Origin of the sequence: Tardiphaga sp. OK245 (genome assembly GCF_900108575.1) — a bacterium.
In the GTDB taxonomy this organism is placed as follows: domain Bacteria; phylum Pseudomonadota; class Alphaproteobacteria; order Rhizobiales; family Xanthobacteraceae; genus Tardiphaga; species Tardiphaga robiniae.
Map to the genome: position 1 here is coordinate 91,837 of NZ_FNWZ01000001.1, position 17,080 is coordinate 108,916.

Here is a 17,080-nt window from a genome sequence, read left to right on the forward strand (position 1 = left end):
GCTTTCGTTAGCACGCAACGAATTTATTCCTCGCTACAGGCTCTGTGCTAACAATGTGCTAAGTTTATGGATCAGTCAACGTTCATTAATATACTGATATTGTTGTCATAATTTATAAGACGCGTGCTAAAATATGGATTTTAAGTCCCTTGCGTCTACCAGTTCCGCCACGTCCGCGCGCGTTGTTTCTTCTAGGCTTTTGGCCTTCCGGTCAACGCATGTTTTGCAGCTTTTCCGTCGTGTTCTGCAGACTGCACTGAGCCCCGCCAGCAACGAGTCATCGGGAATTGCGCGACATCCAGATTATTTGGCCTTGGCGATCTTGTCAGTCAGGTACTCATTCAGATCTCGAAAGTCCCTGACCGTCCATGCGAACGGAGGCAATTTCACGCCGTTTTCGCGCAAGGTTCTTGGAATGAGATCGCCGTTGGGACGGAGTATGACGGACGATACGATCACGCCGGGATAATCAAGCAGGCGCTTCTTGAACTCGGGTGTCGTGAGATCGAGTGCAGGCGGATTGCTCTTATCAGCCAAAGGCCCTGTGCCCTTAACGTCATTTCCGTGGCACATCGCGCAGCGGCTCAAGAAAATCCGCTCGCCATTCCTGTTGTCTGCAAGAGACATCGACGGCATGCAAAGCACGATCGCTAATGCAGCAGCAATGCCTCCCTTCCTAGGTATCATAGCGCCCGGCCTCCGAGATTGCGCAGTTTTATCGAAAGATGCGGGGTCTACCTTAGCGGGCTCTTAAGCGGGCGCACACTCTACTCACCTGACATGGAATCGCTTCGAAGGACCGAGTTGGTCCGCTCACCGACAATTTGGGTTCGGCTGCCATGGATCGTGCGCAAAAGACTCAATTTCCTTCGGGGTTCGCACCTTCGTCCGTTGTCGAGGAAGATGTTCCATCCTTCGATCCCGGCGCCAGAGGATTGCAGCGCGATCTGGAAGACCGACTGAAGCCGGATATCGAGCCGGCAAACCGCGGTTCGCCTGATCAGACAACGCCTCCGCGCTCATATAGCACCGTTCGGCGGGTGCTGAAGATCGCTGCCGGTCTCACCATTGTTGCCGTGTTCGGATGGCTGCCACTCAGGGCAATCCTGCAGACCTCCAGCGTGGAGGCGGTGGTCAACGCCAGACTCGTGACGCTAAGGTCGCCGATCGATGGCGAAGTCAGTTCGAAGTCCGGCCGTTCGACGTCGAGCGCAGTGAATGAAGGTGACCTCCTCCTTCGCGTCGTGAATGCACGGGGCGATCGAAATCGGCTGGATGATCTCAGACGACAGATGTCGCGACTGGACAATGAGCGCCCAAGTCTGGCGACCAAATTCACCTCGGCTCAAGCAGCGCAGCAAGATCTCGCGCGACAGGCCTCCCAATTCAGGGAAGGCCGTACCCTCCAACTGGAAGCGCGCATCGCTGAAATACAGTCGGTGATCGAAGCCGCTGCGTCCCGGCGGGAAGAGGCAACCGCCGCCGTAGAGCGAGCATCGTCGCTGATCAAGTCGGGCAGCGTCTCCAGCGTGGAATTCGCCCGCTTGACCCGGGAACAATCGGTCGCCCAGCAAACCGAAATCGGCGCCCGTCGCAGACTTGATGGCGCCAAGATCGAGCTCATTGCCGCGCAGAAGGGCACGTATCTGGGCGATAGCTACAATGACCGCCCAAGTTCGGTCCAGCGCGAAGAAGAGATGCGGCAACGTGCAAATGATCTCCAAGCCGATCTGGCGCATGCGAATGCCCAGATCGCGTGGCTCGCGAGCGAGATCGCGTCCGAGCAACTGCTTTATGTCAGCCGATCTGAAGCGGACATCAAAGCGCCCGTGACTGGCCGGATCTGGGAGATGATGACGTCGCCGGGCGAGGATGTCCGGGCCGGACAACCATTGCTGAAGCTACTTGATTGCAGCGGCGCTGTGGTAACGGCGAATGTCACCGAACGTGTCTATAACAGGCTCAGGCTGGGCGAGCAGGCGACTTTTGAGCCAAATGACGGCAGTCCGGCGATAGAGGGGTCGATCGTGAATCTCACTGGCGCGTCTGGTGCGCCCGCGAACCTGGCCATCAATCCCGACACGCTGAACAAGGAACCCTATCGTGTGACGGTCTCGATGCCCAATCTCGATACCACGGGCAAAGACTGCGCAGTCGGGCGCACGGGACGGGTCGTATTCAATCACGACACGTCAAAACCATGATCTCAGCCTTCGCACCAGGCATCGCCGCTCTCGGTGCTTGTCTCGCAATCACGCCGATGCTGAGGCGCGACAGCACGTTCGCCCGATCATTGATGACCGGGATATCCGTCATTCTGCTGATCCGATACTTCACGTGGCGTGTCACGCAGACGCTTCCGCCACCCGGCTTTACCGCCGACTTTTTCGTCGGGTACCCCTTCATGCTGGCGGAGGCTGCCTCGTTATTTGGCGTCTGCCTGTCGATGCTGTTTCTCAGCCGAACGATTGATCGCTCTGCCGACGTCGAGGTCGGAATAAAAAAAGCCGCGGCCGCCGCGCGGGTTCCGCTCGTCGATGTCTTCATCTGCACCTATAACGAGGAGCAAGCGATCCTCGAACGCACGATCATCGGCGCCACGGGACTGGACTACGGCAACTATCGTGTCTGGGTCCTGGATGATGGGCGACGGCTATGGCTCAAACGCCTGACCGAAGTGCTCGGCTGTCATTACCTGACTCGTCCAGACAATCAGCATGCAAAAGCAGGTAACATCAATCACGCTTTGCGCCATGTCGCTGGACTACAAAACAAACCGGATTTCGTTGCCATCCTGGATGCCGACTTCGTCCCTCTGCCGGAGTTTCTCACGCGCGCGACCAGTTTGATGGAAGACAAGACCATTGGCATCGTGCAGACGCCGCAGCACTTCATCAATCCGGATCCGATCCAGTCCAATCTGGCCGCCACCGAGGTATGGCCCGACGAGCAACGTTTCTTTTTTGATATTCTGATGCCGGCCAAAGACGCCTGGGGGGTGGCTTTCTGCTGCGGCACATCGTCGGTGATCCGCTTTTCAGGCCTCATGGAGATCGGTGGATTCCCGACGGACTCGGTGACCGAGGACTATCTCGTCACATTGCGTCTGAAGGAACGCAATTATCTCACGGTCTATCTGAATGAACGGCTTACGCTTGGATTGGCGCCCGAAGGCCTCAAGGAATACATCACCCAACGCGGTCGATGGTGCCTCGGCTTCATGCAAATCGTAAGAGGCCGAAGCGGGCCCTTTTCATCGCAATCAAAACTCGCCCTGATCGACCGGCTTTCGCTCGTCGACGCTTTCATGAGCTGGGCCGGGGCTTATGGAACGAAGATGCTTGGCCTGATCGTGCCGTGGCTCTATCTCCTGTTCGGGATCAAGGCGATTTACGCCGATCTCTCCGAACTGTTGACATACTTCCTGCCCTTCTACGTCTGGCACGCATTTACGATGACCTGGATTTCCCGTGGTCGTTCGCTGGCGATCATGACGGACGTCTCGCAGTACATCGCGGCGCCAGCGGTCCTGAAAGCAATCATCACGGGCCTGATCAAACCAAAGGGTCACAAGTTCAAGGTTACCGCCAAAGGTGGCGATCGCAATCAGAGGTTCATCGAGTGGCCGCTTCTGCGGCTTTATGGATCCGCGCTGCTGATCACCATGCTGGCGATCGCTTACGCTTTCATCATCAATCTGAAGGGAGAGAGTATTGCATACGGCGGACTGGCGCTTGGCTGGAGTTTGTACAACTGCGTCGTCCTCGCCATCGTGTGCTTCATCTGTATCGAGCAGCCTCGCCGTCGGAAAGCCGAGCGATTTGAGCGCAATGAGCCCGTCCTCATTCACGAGGACAGCGCCCCGCGGCTGGTTCGCATGGCAGACATCTCGATAACCGGCGCTCGCTTTATCGATCCTGCGCCGCCGCAGGTGGGGACTGTTCTCAAGTGCAACGTATACGGTCAGAATGTGTCGGCAACGGTCATGCGACGAACGAGCGATGGTTTCGGCGTTCGCTTCGAAGAAGCCGCTGCAACGCGAATTCGCGTCGTACGCGCCTTTTACGCAGGAGAATATGTTCGCGCTTTTCACGGTGTCCGAGCAGTCCCAGTTGGCAAAGCCTTACTGATGCGACTGTTCAATTAAATATCATACCCATATCGGCACGGCGCCAGAACAGCATACAGCCCCGCTACGCCCCCGCCAGCACGATACGAGCCCCTGCTTCCTCCATCAGCTTGCGTTGCTCCGCCGATGCACCGGCGCCCGTCACCAGCGTCCAGCGCGGCGGGAACGGCGCCCAGGCGTCCTGTTCGGCGCGGCCGAGCTTGCCGGCGTCGGCGAGCACGATGACCTCCTTGGCCTGCTGCATCATCAGGGACTTCAAGGCGACCTGATCGAGGTCGGCCTCGCACAACCCGCGGCCGCTCACGACACCGTCGGCGCTCATGATGGCGCGGTCGGCCGTCAGGCGCCGCAGTCCCTCGCTGGCCAGAGGTCCCATGGTGCTCATGCTGGTTGAGCGCAGCGCGCCGCCGAGCACTACGAGTTCGATGCTTGGTGCCTTGGCGAGAAACGGCAGCAGCGCGATATTGTTGGTGATGATGCGCAGGCGGCGCTGCAGCAGCAGCTTGCCGAAAGCGGCGACCGTCGAGCCGGCATCGAGGATCAGCGTGTCGCCGTCCTCGATCAGGTCGATCGCGGCCCGCGCGATGGCCTGCTTCTCCTTGCCCTGGACCGCGAAACGCTGGTCGAGCGTGGTCTCTGCGACATGGCCGGTGAGAATCGCGCCACCGTAAGTACGGCGCACCGCGTTGTTCTTCGAGAGATGCTGCAGGTCGCGCCGCACGGTGGACCCGGACACACCGAAGCGCCGTGCGAGATCGTCGACATCGATCTCGCCGGCGTTCAGGGCGTCCAACAGGCGGGCGTGCCGCTCCTTGCTCCGCATCGACATGGATGTCCCTGCCCTCTCATCACACTTGTCGTTCCGGGGCGTCGCCGCACCTTCGCGGCGACGAACCCGGAACCTTGTCATGGCTAGAGCACAACGGGATTCCGGGTTCGCGCGCAAGAGCGCGCGCCCCGGAATGACAGCCGGTATCAGGCCGCCTTGGCGCCCGGTGCGAGATCGACCGCCTGCCGCAAGGCCTCGAGAAGGCTGCGCTCATCGGCGATGCCCTTGCCCGCGATATCGAAGGCGGTGCCGTGATCGACCGAGGTACGGATGACAGGAAGGCCAACCGTGATGTTCACGCCGGATTCCAGACCCAGCACCTTGATCGGGCCATGGCCCTGATCGTGATACATCGCCACCACCATGTCGTAGTCGCCGCGGCCGGCGAGGAAGAACAGCGTGTCGGCGGGCAGCGGACCGCGGACGTCCCAGCCCTTCTTCTGACAGGCTTCGACCGCGGGCGTGATCTTCTCGGCTTCTTCGCCATAGCCGAACAGGCCGTTCTCGCCGGCATGCGGATTGATGGCGCAAACGCCGATCTTCGGATTCTTGATGCCGGCCTTGACCAGCACTTCATGGCCGCGGGTGATGACGCGCTCGACCAGGCCCGGCTCGATCTTCTTGATGGCATCGATCAGGCCGATATGCGTCGTCACGTGAATGACGCGCAGCTTCGGCGACACCAGCATCATCGACACTTCAGGCGTGCCGGTCAGATGTGCGAGCAGTTCGGTATGCCCGGGATATTTGTGACCGGCTGCATGCAGCGCTTCCTTGGAGAGCGGTGCGGTGCAGATACCCTGGGCGATACCGGCCTGAACGATCTCGACGGCCTTCTCGATGAAGCGGTAAGCCGCCTCGCCTGCGATCGGGGAGTTCTGCCCGAACGGCAAATCGTCGGGAACGATCTTCAAGTCAACGCATTGGACGTTCTTCGACGCAAAATTCGCAGCCTTTGCATCGCTGAGCGAGTCAACGCCGATCCTGGCGCCGACGATCTCGCCGGCCTTGCGCAGGCGATTGGCATCGCCAATCACCAGCGGATTGCACATCGCGAGCATTTCCGGATGCGCGAAGGCCTTCATAATCACTTCGGGCCCGATGCCTGCGGGATCGCCCATGGTGATCGCAATGGTCGGACGGGTCATGTGAAGCTTCCTTGAGTTCGGACGATGTGAAGACGTTCGCGAATTTTGATCAGGCTGTTCTCGTCGCCGAAGGCGCCGGCCTTGGTGGCGATCGGCACGGACAATGCGCCGAGCGTAAGCCCGAGCGAAACGCCGGGCTCGATCTCGTCCGCCAGACGGATGCCGTTGACACCGAAGCGCGACAAGAGTGCTGCGGCAGTCTCGCCGCCAGTTGCTGCAAAGGCGCCGATGCTGGACGCCACGGGCATCAGCGCATCGGCAAGATTCTGCGCGAGCTGCGGGCCGAGCGACATTTTCGGATTGTCGTCCATCACGATCTCAACCAGGACATCGCCGCCTGCGGTCAATCCTTCGGTCACGCGTGCAGCCAGCGCCGCCTGCCCTGCCTTGTCGCCGAGCAGGACTTCCGGTGTGACCGGCAGATGGGTCACGGTGCCGCTGGCGACCAGCTTGCGCGCTGCAGAGCGCGACGCGCCGGCGAGCGAGCCGACGACAATCAGCGTGCCGTAGATGCCGGGCGGAATTTCCAGCTTCTCGGCAGCACTGGTGTCATCAAGCGCCGCCAGCGCATGTGCAAGGCCCGCGCTGCCGATGAACACTGTCGCCGGTGAAATCTTCAGACTGGCTTCGGCGATCAGATGCAGGTCGTGCTCGGTCTCCGCATCGCAGATCGCAACGACGCTGTCGCCGGACGCGATACGCGCAAGGTGAGTCTCGAGATGCCCACCGCGGATGATTTCGAGCAACACCTTCTCGCTGCGAATACCAGCCGATGCCAATACATCAGCGATGTCGGCATTGTCGTAGGTGTGATCGCGCTTCCAGACCTCGGCTTCCTCAAGCGGACGACCATTGACGACGACGCGGCCATCGATGGTGGTGCGGTTGGTCGCCGGAAAGGCTGGCGCGAAGATGCCGAAGGCCGAACCGGACTGCGCCTTGAGATGCGCGAGCGCAGCCGCCGTCTCGGAGGCCGGCTGGCCGCGCAGCGTGGAGTCGATCTTCTTGAACAGGAGCCGATCCGGCTCCATCAACTGTTGCAACACGTCGGCGTGGCGACGCGCAGCGGCCTCGGCCGTCAGGCCGCGGCTCGCTGCATCATAGGAGATAACCGGATGCTGGCGATCCCCGGCACTTGCGACGTCGCCCCAAGTCACGGCAGCCGCAAGGCCCCGGCGACCGAAGGCGATGGCGCAGTCCGCTGCACCGGTGAGATCATCGGCGAGGATCAGCCAGCGTCCCGCCATCTTAGTGCCCAGCCACTGGTGCGGGTGATGCGATGCTTGGCGCGGCAGGCGTCGTCGCCTCCGCTTCCGGCTCGACATCACGGCCGACGATGCCGGCAACCCACGAGGTCAGGATCGGCGTCAGGATCGCCGTCACGACCACGCAGGCCGCGATGAGGATGGTCGCCGGGCCGGCAGCAGCCGCATAGGCCGGATTGGCCGCAGCGACGATCGCAGGCACAGCCGCCGCATTGCCGGCGGTCGACGCCGCAGCAACACCCGCAACGCCGTTGCCGCCGGTGAGACGGTCAACGAAGAACAGCGGGATGCCGGTCACGATCACGACGGCAACGCCCATGCCGACGCCGAGCAGACCTGCCTGCCAGACCTGCGTCAGGTTCAGGCCGGTGCCGAGCGCGAAGGCGAAGAACGGGATCATCACAGGCACAGCCTTGCTGAGGAAGTCGCGCAGTTCGCGGTCGAGATTACCAAGGATCATGCCGGCCACCAGCGGCAGGATTGCGCCGACGAGCGCGGGCCACTGGAACGACGACAGACCGGCAACGCCGAGCGTCACCATGGTGAGGAACGGACCGCTTTCCAGCGTCATGATGCTATAGGCACCCACGTCGCGCGGACGGCCATACTGGCCCATCAGCGCCATGTAGAGACCGCCATTGGTGTCGTTCATGGCGGCGACGATCGCCAGCGTCGACACGCCTGCGAAGATGCCGGCGGTGACCGGCGCTTCACCGAGGAAGCGGCCGAAGATCAGGCCCAAGATAATTGCGGTACCGACCTTCACGATCATCAGGGCGCCGCCCTTCTTCACGATGTAAGGCGTCGCCTTGAAGTCGATGCTCGCGCCCATGCACACATAGAACACGGCGAGAATGCTGAGAGCGCCGCCGGAGAACAGCGCGCCGGTGAAGGAGCCGAAGAATTTCGGGGTGTTGGGGGCAAAGGTCGCGAACAGCGCGCCGATCAGCAGCGGCACCGTCATCATGCCGCCCGGCACCTTCTCAATCGCCCGCTTAATTGGAATCTGCATGGTCTATTTCCTTCCCGCGCCGTGCGCATCACTGATTATTCTGCGCAATTTCCCTCAGGAGCCCCTGCGCACACTGCCCGATATGCGCAAATTACGCAGACATCAAACACTTTTTGCGCAAATTGCGCAATTTCTAAAAATTAGTTAAACGATCAAGGTATGTTTGTAAGCCATCCAAAGCGAGCGGTTCGCTGACCGGAACGTCGCGCCTCATGGCGCACGGAAGCGAACGCAAACAGGCGGCAACGGGGGAGCCGTTGCCGCCTGTTTGGCCGTCAGATCGGACGTCAGAGATCGAGAACCAGACGATCCCCAGCGGAACCTGCCACGCAGACCAGCAGGCTGCGTTCGCGCTCCGCCGGCGACAGCACGCGGTCGCGATGCACCGGCTGTCCTTCGAGCCAGTCCACCTTGCAGGAGCCGCAGATGCCGCCGCAGCAGGATGCCGGCACGTCGATGCCGATATCTGTCAGCGCTGACAGCATGGTCTGCCCTGCGGCCACGGTGATTTCCCGCTTCGACTTCGCCAGCGCGAGCACATAGGGCTTCGCGTCGGGGTCGACCGGCAGCGGCGGCGGCACAAAGCGCTCGATATGAACGCGATCGGCCGGCCAGTCGCGCGACGCCTGTTCGAAGTCGTCAATCATGCCGTCGGGGCCGCAGCAGGCAAGCGCGACATCCGACAACGGCCTGCCAACCAGTGCCGCGATATCTGGACGCCCGCCCGCAGACGTATCGTGGATCACCACATGACCGGACTTGCGCAGCGGCGCGAGCAAGTCGGCCAGCGGCGGCTCACCGCGCGCAATCATGTGCAGCGTGAATTTCGAACGGCCCATGCGCTTGAGCCATGCCGCCGCCGACAGGAACGGCGTCACGCCTATGCCGCCACCGATGAAGGTGAAGCGCGTCACATCCGCAGATAGATCGAGCCCGCCGCGCGGCAGCGTCACGCCGATGGTGTCGCCGACCTTGACCGCGTCATGCAGCACGATCGAGCCGCCCCGCCCTTCGGCCTCGCGTTTCACTGCAACGACATAGCGCTTGTCATCGGCGGGATCGTTGCAGAGCGAGTAAGTCCGCACCAATCCACCGGGCAGATGCAGATCGATATGTGCGCCCGGCCGGAACGGCGGCAGCTCCCAGTGATCGGGATCGACCAGCGAGAACAGCTTGATGCCCCGGCCGCCATCCTCGATCTTGTCGACGATGGTCCTGACCCTGGTGATCGGTACCGCGCTCATTGCACGTTCCGCACGGCATCGCCGACGCGGACGGTGCCGCCCTGCAGGATCCTGCAGTTGAGGCCAGAGCGATTGATCAGCGGATCGAAGATTGCCTTGCCGGTGATCTCCTCGATATGTCGGCACGGGATCGACAAACGCGTCGACTCCAACAGCGTCTCGCCGAGCCAGAACTGGCGACCGACCAGATGCGTCAGCGGTACGCCGGATACGGTGACATTGCGGCGATGCTCCTCGGGACCGAGATCGATATTGTGATCGCGCTTCAGGGCTACCAGCGTCTCGTATTCGAACAACGTGACCTGACGCCCCTCTTCGGGCTTGTGCGAATAGAACCCCTCCTCGCGGCCGATCATGTAGCGATCGCCCTCGATGCCCTTGCCGGCAATCAGTGTGAGTTCTGGCATTTCACGCATCGGCAGGAAAGCGCGCGGCGTGATGTGAAGATAGCGCACCACGCCGGTCCATGACGGGACCACAGCAGTGGATGCGGAAGTAACGGTATCGAGCATTGCATTCGTCCTTGTAGAGGCTTGGGCGACACATCGCTCCGTCATGGCCGGGCAAAGCGCGAAGCGCGGCTTCGCTGGATGTCCCGGCCATCCACGTCTTCATGCGGTCAAAGACGTGGATGCCCGGCATGCGCCGGGCATGACAAAGACTGCGTTCAGGTCAGTTCCTTGTTCGCCATTTCCGGCGCAAAGGACGTCGCAATCGCGGTGATGCAGGCGCAGAAGATCAGGAACACCGACACCGGCCAGGTCGCACCGGCCCAGGTCATCAGCGACGCCGCGATGAGCGGGCTGAGACCGCCAGAGATAGCCGCTCCGACCTGGAAGCCGAGCGAGGCACCGCTATAGCGCAGCTTCGCGGTGAACAGTTCCGAATACCAGGGCGCGCCGATGCCGAACATCACCATCTGGCCGAAGGAGATCGCGACGACGATGGTGAGGATCACGATGGTCGGATCGCGGGTATCGAGCAGCCAGAACATCGGGAATGCGAAAGCCGCGCAAAAGAGGCAGCTCGCATAGAACATCGCCTTGCGCCCGACCTTGTCCGACAGCCAGCCGAAGAACGGGATCGAGAACAGCGCAACGAAGGATGCGATGAAGGCGCCGTTCAGCACCAGCCCGCGCGACAGGCCGAGTTTCGACGTCGCATAGGACATGATGAACACGCCGGCGATGCTGGCATAGGCGATCTCCGAGATCTTCAGACCGACGGCGGTGAAGAACGGACGGCGGTGATACTTGAAGATGTCCACGATCGGCATCTTGGCGACTTCATTCTTCGCCTTGAGCGCGCGGAAGGCCGGAGTCTCTTCCATGCTCATGCGGATCCAGAGGCCGACGCCGACCAGCAGGATCGAGATCAGGAACGGAATGCGCCAGCCATAGCTCATGAAGTCTTCTTCAGGCAGTTGCGACACCAGCGCGAACATGCCGATGGCCGCGAGATTGCCGACGGGATTGCCGACCTGTACCATGCTGCCGAGGAAGCCGCGTTTATGTGTCGGACAATTCTCCACCACCATCAGCACCGCGCCGCCCCATTCGCCGCCAAGGCCGATGCCCTGCAGGAAGCGCAGAGCGATGAGCAGAATCGGCGCGGCGATTCCAATTTGTGCATAGGTCGGCAGCAGACCGATCGCGAATGTGCCGAGGCCCATCACCATGATCGTGATGGCCAGCATCGCCTTGCGGCCGACGCGATCGCCATAGTGACCGAAGATCGCCGCGCCGAGCGGACGCGCGAGGAAGCCGACCGCATAGGTACCGAAGGCTGCGATAGTTGCGAGTGCCGGATCGCCGGCAGCGAAGAACACCTTGTTGAACACCAGCGCGGTTGCCGCGCCGTAGATCAGGAAGTCGTACCATTCGACGGCGGTGCCGATCACGCTCGACCAGACGATCTTGCGCATGGCCGCATCGTCGGGATTCTCCGCCGTGGCGGTGACTGTATTGAATTCTTCTGCGACGGTCATGTTCACTCCTTCAAAAGACATGTTCAGTTTCAGGCGCGTGGGCTCGTTCCGTGCCGCGACATCTCGCGGCACAGTCCGGGTCTTCTCGTGAACTTTCGCTGTTGCTTCAGTCGCCTCAGCGCAGGCGGTGGTGACGCCTAAGGAATGGCAGCGATTCCCTAGAGAATCGCAGCGATGGCTGCGATCTCGACTCTGATCGAGGGATTGGCGAGCCGCGCTTCGACACAGGCACGTGCAGGCGATGCGCCTGCTGGCACCCACTCATCCCAGACCGTATTGAAAGCCGCGAAATCCGCGATGTTGGGCAGCCACACCGTGGCGCTCAGGATCGATGACTTGTCGGTGCCGGCTTCACCGAGCAGTGCATCGATCTTGGCGAGCACTTCAGCGGCCTGTGCTTCGACGCCGACAGACAGATCGTCCGGCACTTGTCCTGCGAGATAAACGAGACCACCATGAACAGTAGCCATGCTGAGCCGCTTACCGGGCTTCAAACGCTTGATCATATATCTGCCTTCGTGTCGTTTTCTGAGGACATATTCCCGTCATCAAAATCCAACAGGTTTACTGACAGAAATCAACGTCACGAAAATCGGCATCTGATGCCTAAATCGGCAGAGGGCAGCCGATGCACATAACGCAGGCTGAAAATCGGCATTTTCCGGCACTTTTGCCTAAATTATCCTTGCTCGTGCTGGAAATATCTGCAGCAATGTTTTCCTGTAGAAACACTCCGGCATCGCTCTGGAGCTCTTTCAAAGAGATCAGCGAGACGGCCCTTCCACCATCGCCGCGCGCCCTCTAAAAGAACAAGCACCTCATCAGGAGATCGACGTTGCTCGACGTCAGCAAGAATGCGGTTGGCTTCAACCTGCGCCAGCTGCGCACGACAAAGGGACTGACACTGGATCAGCTCGCCACCCAGAGCGAACTGACACGCGGCTACATTTCCCTCGTCGAGCGCGGCCTGAAAACGCCGTCGGTCAATGCGCTGCTGCGCCTCGCCGCCGCGCTCGATGTCAACGTCACCTATCTGTTCGACCCCAACCCGACGCCGGCCCCGCGCTACACGCTGTTCCGGCAGGACGAACAGCAAACGCCCATGCAGGACGACGGCGTCGATCTGCTGGCGCTGGCTGCGGGCCGCACACGCAAGATGATGGAGCCGTTCCTGATCCGGCCGCCGCTGAAATTCGCGCCGCGCGCATCGCATGCGGGCGAGGAGTTCCTGTTCGTCATATCAGGCAAGATGGCGATCAAGATCGAGGACGAAGAGATCGTCCTGAAGAAAGGCGACTGCCTGTACTTTTCCGGAGAGACCCCGCACTGGGTGCGCAGCATCGGCAAGCCCAAGGCCGATGTGCTGCTGGTCGTGTCCGCCGCCTCGCCCGAGCGCTGAGTTTCCTAGACGCGTTCAATTCTTCCGCTGAAAAGCGCGCGCGGCGCGACCTTCTTGCGCAAGGCCTGTGCCTGCATTTTGCAGACGCACATCGGCTCGCCCCTGCGCGTGGTGCATTTGCAGGGATAACCATAAGCAAATTCAATCAACGCATCGACGTCATGGGCCATGATCGCCTGCTCAACGCGCTCGTCATACGTCATGTGGCCATCTCTTCTTGCTAGCGGCTGCTGGCTGGGCTTTGCGCTTCGTTCCCATAGGCATGTCGAACAGATCGGGCGTGGGCGAGAGCAACTTTAAATCTGTTTATACCAACACCGCAGGACGGGCAAAGCCTGCCTCAAAACAAAAACGCCGGCCTGATCACTCAGGCCGGCGCTCTCTTATTCAAACCTGCCCGCCGCAGCGGCGCCGGTTACTCCTTCTTGTCGATGTTCCAGAACACCGGAGTGGCGGCGCCCGGCAGCACGCCGGTCAGCGACTTCCGCCATATGCTGGGGATCCGGTATTCGCCAAGCGGCAGATACGCGACCTGCTCGAGCGCACGGGCCTGGACTTCCGCAGCGGCAGCCTTCTGTTCCGCTGGCGTCGCTGCGCGCGCATACTTGTCGCGCAGTTCTTCGATCTTGGCGTCCTCGAACCATCCGAACCAGCCGCCATTCTTGCCGCGGCCCGACGTCGAGACGTTGGAAACCGGGTTAAGAATATCAGCAGCGACCCAATTGGTGAAGAACATGTTCCAACCGCCCTCCTTGACGGGCTTCTGGCTGGCGCGGCGCGTCACCACGGTCTGCCAGTCGGTGGCCTGCACCTCGACCTTGAAGCCGGCATCGCGCAGAAGCTGCGCTGCAACGATCGGCTGCGCCTTCAGCGACGACACATCGGTGGGCGCCATGATGACCACGGGAGTGCCATCATAACCGGATTCGGCCAGCGCCTTCTTGGCTTCCGCCATGCCGCTGCCCTTGACCATGGTTTCCGAACCGACGTCGGTGTCATTCGGCGTGCCGCAGCCGAACATGGCACCGCAGATCTTCATGTAGTCGGGATTACCGACCAGCGCATCGAGCACCGGCTTCTGGTTCATCGCGAGGAATGCCGCGCGGCGCACCTTGACGTTGTCGAAGGGAGGCAACAGGAAGTTCATACGCCCCAACGTCTGGTAACCGAGCTCGTTCAGAACCTCGATCTTGAGGTCCTTGTCCTTGACGAGAATCGGCAGCAGATCGTAGGGACCGTTCTCCATGAAATCGATGTCGCCGGACTGCAGCGCGTTCACCGCCGTCTGCGCATCGGGCATCGTGACCCATTCGACGCGGTCGACCTTGACGACCTTGCCACCGGCCGCCCAGCTCGCAGGCTCGGAGCGCGGCACGTAGTCCTTATTCTTCTCATAGACCGCCTTCACGCCCGGCTGGAATTCAGCCTGCACGAACTTGAACGGACCCGAACCGATCTGCTCCGGAATGGCCTTGCCGGCGGGCGTCTCGGCGAGACGCTTCGGCATCATGAACGGCACCAGCGACGATGGCTTGGCGATCGAATCCAGCACCAGACCGTAGGGCTCCTTGAGCGTCAGCACGATGGTCTTGGCGTCGGGGGCCTCGATGCTCTTGGTGAAGTCCATGAGCTTCTGGCCCATGCCGTCGTTACGACCCCAGCGTTGCAGCGATGCGGCGCAATCTTCCGCAGTGACAGGCTTGCCGTCGTGCCACTTCAGGCCGTCGCGCAGCGTGAAAGTATAGACCATCTTGTCATCGGAGACTTTGTACTCCGCCATCTGCGGCTGGACTTTGAAGTTTGCGTCCATCGCCAGCAACGTGTCGTAAACCATGTAACCGTGATCGCGCACGATATAGGCCGTGGTAATACCCGGATCGAGCACGCGCAGATCCGAGTGCATCACTGCGGTGATGGTCTTGCCGGCAGCATGCGCGGGCGACGACAGCACCGGCAGCGCCAGCGCAACGGCTACCGCCAGACCTGGTAGCGTCAATTTCGTGAAGGCCGCAGAACCCTGCCAACGTGACATGTAGGACATTCGATCTCTCCTGACTTGAAACTGACCATCGGTCGATGATTGCTTGTGCAACGCGATAGAAATTTAGGCGCCACCACGCGTTGGCTTTATCTTTTAGACATCAAAGACTTGCATCAAGCGTGATGCGCGTCAATCGCGTTTTCCACGCGCTACATCCACATGCTGCAGAATGCATTCCAATGCACATCGTCAATTGCAAAGGCAATTACCTGCTGCTGCCAAGTCACGCACGCAGTCAACGGCATGCTCGACCCCGCTGCACGCGACATGGCAATCATGGGTGCGACCATCGAACGCATCGCTCGAGGAGAGGTCATTCGCAAAAACAAGAACGCCGGCCTGATCACTCAGGCCGGCGTTCTGTTACTTCACACGAACCGCGACAGCGGCGCCGGTTAGTCCTTCTTGTCGATGTTCCAGAACATCGGAATGGCAGCGCCCTGGGTGACGCCGGTCAGCGAGGTGCGCCAGATGCTCGGCACCTTGTATTCGCCGAGCGGGATGTAGATGACCTTGTCATAGATCTCCTTCTGGATCTCGGCGGCGAGCTTCTTCTGCTCTTCCGGCGTGGTCGCACGCGCATATTTGTCGCGCAGCATTTCCAGCTCGGTATCTTCGCTCCAGCCGAACCAGCCGCCATTGCTCTTGCCGCGGCCGGAGGTCGCGACATTGCTGATGGGATTGAGAATGTCGGCACCGACCCAGTTCGAGAAGAACATGTTCCAGCCGCCTTCCTTGACGGGCTTCTGGCTCGGACGACGGCTGAGCACTGTCTGCCAATCGGTGGCCTGCACTTCGACCTTGAAGCCGGCATTGCGGAGCAGTTGCGCCGCAACGATCGGCTGCGCCTTCAACGTGGTCACGTCGGTCGGCGCCATGATCACCACCGGCGTGCCGTCATAGCCGGCCTCGGCGAGCAGCTTCTTGGCTTCCTCGACGCCATTGCCCTTCACAAGGCTTTCCGAACCGACATCCGTCGCATTCGGCGTGTCACAACCGAACACCGCGCCGCAGACCTTGTAATATTTGGGATCGCCAACCAGCGCATCCAGCACCGGCTTCTGGCTCATTGCCAAAAACGCGGCACGGCGAATCTTCGGATTGTCGAAGGGCGGGTTAAGGAAGTTCATGCGGCCGAAGGTCTGGAAGCCCAGAGGGTTAAGCACTTCGATCTTAAGCTCCGGATCCTTCGCCAGGACCGGCAGCAGGTCGTAGGGACCATTTTCCATGAAGTCGATGTCACCCGACTGCAGCGCATTCACCGCGGTCTGTGCATCGGGCATGGTGATCCATTCGACGCGATCGACCTTCACCACCTTGCCGCCGGCCTGCCAGTCGGTCGGCTCGGAGCGCGGCTTGTACTCCTTGAACTTCTCGTAGACGGCCTTCACGCCGGGCTGGAATTCCGACTGCACGAATTTGAACGGACCCGAACCGACCTGCTCGGCGATCGCCTTGCCGGCGGGCGTCTCAGCCAGACGCTTCGGCATCATGAACGGCACCAGCGACGATGGCTTGGCGATCGAATCCAGAACGAGGCCGTAGGGCTCCTTTAGCGTCAGCACGATGGTCTTGGCGTCGGGCGCCTCGATGCTCTTGGTGAAATCCATGAGCTTCTGGCCCATGCCGTCATTGCGGCCCCAGCGCTGCAGCGACGCGGCGCAGTCTTCGGCGGTGACCGGCTTGCCGTCATGCCACAGCAGGCCGTCGCGCAGGGTAAATGTATAGACAAGCTTGTCGTCGGAGACCTTCCAGTCGGCCATCTGCGGCTTGATCTCGTATTTCGAGTTCATGCCGAGCAGCGTGTCGTAAACCATGTAGCCGTGGTCGCGGACGATATAACCGGTGGTGATACCGGGATCGATCACACGCAGATCGGAATGCATCACTGCAGTGATGGTCTTGCCTGCAGCATGCGCGGGCGACGACAGCACCGGCAGCGCGAGCGCAACGGCGACCGCCAGACCGGGCAGCGCAAATTTCGTGAAGGCCGCAGAATGCTGCCAACGTGACATGTAGGACACTC

General features: G+C 60.9%; 16 protein-coding genes. 4 read left to right on the forward strand and 12 right to left on the reverse strand.

The window, feature by feature from the left end:
* Positions 1-303: 303 nt before the first annotated feature.
* Complete coding sequence (locus tag BLW80_RS00415; RefSeq protein WP_210185290.1) at positions 304-627, reverse strand: c-type cytochrome; 324 nt, start codon at positions 625-627, stop codon at positions 304-306.
* A gap of 212 nt (positions 628-839) precedes the next feature.
* Between BLW80_RS00415 and BLW80_RS00420 the strand changes: the two genes are divergently transcribed.
* Positions 840-2,204 (forward strand): HlyD family secretion protein, encoded by a 1,365-nt coding sequence (locus tag BLW80_RS00420; protein WP_093756389.1) that lies wholly within the window; start codon positions 840-842, stop codon positions 2,202-2,204.
* A complete protein-coding gene (locus BLW80_RS00425; RefSeq protein WP_093756390.1) occupies positions 2,201-4,147 on the forward strand; it encodes a glycosyltransferase in 1,947 nt (648 codons plus the stop codon). The genes BLW80_RS00420 and BLW80_RS00425 overlap by 4 nt, the downstream gene beginning before the upstream one ends.
* 46 nt (positions 4,148-4,193) lie before the next feature.
* On the opposite strand, the gene BLW80_RS00430 is transcribed toward BLW80_RS00425, so the two are convergent.
* The 8 genes from BLW80_RS00430 to BLW80_RS00465 all read right to left on the reverse strand — a co-directional run bounded on the left by BLW80_RS00430 (position 4,194) and on the right by BLW80_RS00465 (position 12,120).
* Positions 4,194-4,958, reverse strand: a complete 765-nt coding sequence (locus tag BLW80_RS00430) for a DeoR/GlpR family DNA-binding transcription regulator (RefSeq protein ID WP_093756391.1) — start codon at positions 4,956-4,958, stop codon at positions 4,194-4,196.
* 146 nt (positions 4,959-5,104) lie between these two features.
* Positions 5,105-6,106 (reverse strand): 4-hydroxythreonine-4-phosphate dehydrogenase PdxA, encoded by a 1,002-nt coding sequence (pdxA, locus tag BLW80_RS00435; protein ID WP_093756392.1) that lies wholly within the window; start codon positions 6,104-6,106, stop codon positions 5,105-5,107.
* A complete protein-coding gene (locus BLW80_RS00440) occupies positions 6,103-7,353 on the reverse strand; it encodes a four-carbon acid sugar kinase family protein (RefSeq protein WP_093756393.1) in 1,251 nt (416 codons plus the stop codon). The genes pdxA and BLW80_RS00440 overlap by 4 nt, the downstream gene beginning before the upstream one ends.
* A gap of 1 nt (position 7,354) precedes the next feature.
* Positions 7,355-8,383 (reverse strand): 2-keto-3-deoxygluconate permease, encoded by a 1,029-nt coding sequence (locus tag BLW80_RS00445; RefSeq protein ID WP_093756394.1) that lies wholly within the window; start codon positions 8,381-8,383, stop codon positions 7,355-7,357.
* Positions 8,384-8,670: 287 nt separating this feature from the next.
* On the reverse strand, positions 8,671-9,627 hold the full coding sequence (locus BLW80_RS00450; protein ID WP_093756395.1) for a PDR/VanB family oxidoreductase: 957 nt from the start codon (positions 9,625-9,627) through the stop codon (positions 8,671-8,673).
* Positions 9,624-10,139, reverse strand: coding sequence for an MOSC domain-containing protein (locus BLW80_RS00455; protein ID WP_093756396.1), 516 nt, complete (start codon positions 10,137-10,139; stop codon positions 9,624-9,626). The genes BLW80_RS00450 and BLW80_RS00455 overlap by 4 nt, the downstream gene beginning before the upstream one ends.
* A gap of 155 nt (positions 10,140-10,294) precedes the next feature.
* On the reverse strand, positions 10,295-11,551 hold the full coding sequence (locus BLW80_RS00460; protein ID WP_374725737.1) for an MFS transporter: 1,257 nt from the start codon (positions 11,549-11,551) through the stop codon (positions 10,295-10,297).
* 221 nt (positions 11,552-11,772) lie between these two features.
* Entirely contained in the window at positions 11,773-12,120 is a 348-nt protein-coding gene (locus tag BLW80_RS00465; protein WP_093756398.1) for a RidA family protein, read from the reverse strand.
* 329 nt (positions 12,121-12,449) lie between these two features.
* Between BLW80_RS00465 and BLW80_RS00470 the strand changes: the two genes are divergently transcribed.
* Positions 12,450-13,013 (forward strand): helix-turn-helix domain-containing protein, encoded by a 564-nt coding sequence (locus tag BLW80_RS00470; protein WP_068736144.1) that lies wholly within the window; start codon positions 12,450-12,452, stop codon positions 13,011-13,013.
* 5 nt (positions 13,014-13,018) lie between these two features.
* On the opposite strand, the gene BLW80_RS00475 is transcribed toward BLW80_RS00470, so the two are convergent.
* Positions 13,019-13,216 (reverse strand): hypothetical protein, encoded by a 198-nt coding sequence (locus BLW80_RS00475; RefSeq protein ID WP_089264937.1) that lies wholly within the window; start codon positions 13,214-13,216, stop codon positions 13,019-13,021.
* 212 nt (positions 13,217-13,428) lie between these two features.
* Positions 13,429-15,054: an ABC transporter substrate-binding protein gene (locus BLW80_RS00480; RefSeq protein ID WP_093756399.1), complete on the reverse strand. Its 1,626-nt coding sequence runs from the start codon at positions 15,052-15,054 to the stop codon at positions 13,429-13,431.
* Between the two features lie 159 nt (positions 15,055-15,213).
* Here BLW80_RS00480 and BLW80_RS00485 point away from each other — a divergent pair, with 159 nt between their 5' ends.
* Positions 15,214-15,453: a hypothetical protein gene (locus tag BLW80_RS00485; protein WP_093756400.1), complete on the forward strand. Its 240-nt coding sequence runs from the start codon at positions 15,214-15,216 to the stop codon at positions 15,451-15,453.
* Here BLW80_RS00485 and BLW80_RS00490 read toward each other — a convergent pair.
* Positions 15,450-17,069: an ABC transporter substrate-binding protein gene (locus BLW80_RS00490; RefSeq protein ID WP_093756401.1), complete on the reverse strand. Its 1,620-nt coding sequence runs from the start codon at positions 17,067-17,069 to the stop codon at positions 15,450-15,452. The two genes, BLW80_RS00485 and BLW80_RS00490, sit on opposite strands and share 4 nt — an antisense overlap.
* Positions 17,070-17,080: the final 11 nt, after the last annotated feature.

Bases quoted from the DNA above. Each gene is read 5' to 3' on its own strand.
- BLW80_RS00415 (WP_210185290.1), bottom strand. From the start codon at position 627: ATGTCTCTTGCAGACAACAGGAATGGCGAGCGGATTTTCTTGAGCCGC.
- BLW80_RS00420 (WP_093756389.1), top strand. From the start codon at position 840: ATGGATCGTGCGCAAAAGACTCAATTTCCTTCGGGGTTCGCACCTTCG.
- BLW80_RS00425 (WP_093756390.1), top strand. From the start codon at position 2,201: ATGATCTCAGCCTTCGCACCAGGCATCGCCGCTCTCGGTGCTTGTCTC.
- BLW80_RS00430 (WP_093756391.1), bottom strand. From the start codon at position 4,958: ATGTCGATGCGGAGCAAGGAGCGGCACGCCCGCCTGTTGGACGCCCTG.
- pdxA (WP_093756392.1), bottom strand. From the start codon at position 6,106: ATGACCCGTCCGACCATTGCGATCACCATGGGCGATCCCGCAGGCATC.
- BLW80_RS00440 (WP_093756393.1), bottom strand. From the start codon at position 7,353: ATGGCGGGACGCTGGCTGATCCTCGCCGATGATCTCACCGGTGCAGCG.
- BLW80_RS00445 (WP_093756394.1), bottom strand. From the start codon at position 8,383: ATGCAGATTCCAATTAAGCGGGCGATTGAGAAGGTGCCGGGCGGCATG.
- BLW80_RS00450 (WP_093756395.1), bottom strand. From the start codon at position 9,627: ATGAGCGCGGTACCGATCACCAGGGTCAGGACCATCGTCGACAAGATC.
- BLW80_RS00455 (WP_093756396.1), bottom strand. From the start codon at position 10,139: ATGCTCGATACCGTTACTTCCGCATCCACTGCTGTGGTCCCGTCATGG.
- BLW80_RS00460 (WP_374725737.1), bottom strand. From the start codon at position 11,551: ATGCGCAAGATCGTCTGGTCGAGCGTGATCGGCACCGCCGTCGAATGG.
- BLW80_RS00465 (WP_093756398.1), bottom strand. From the start codon at position 12,120: ATGATCAAGCGTTTGAAGCCCGGTAAGCGGCTCAGCATGGCTACTGTT.
- BLW80_RS00475 (WP_089264937.1), bottom strand. From the start codon at position 13,216: ATGACGTATGACGAGCGCGTTGAGCAGGCGATCATGGCCCATGACGTC.
- BLW80_RS00480 (WP_093756399.1), bottom strand. From the start codon at position 15,054: ATGTCCTACATGTCACGTTGGCAGGGTTCTGCGGCCTTCACGAAATTG.
- BLW80_RS00485 (WP_093756400.1), top strand. From the start codon at position 15,214: ATGCTGCAGAATGCATTCCAATGCACATCGTCAATTGCAAAGGCAATT.
- BLW80_RS00490 (WP_093756401.1), bottom strand. From the start codon at position 17,069: ATGTCACGTTGGCAGCATTCTGCGGCCTTCACGAAATTTGCGCTGCCC.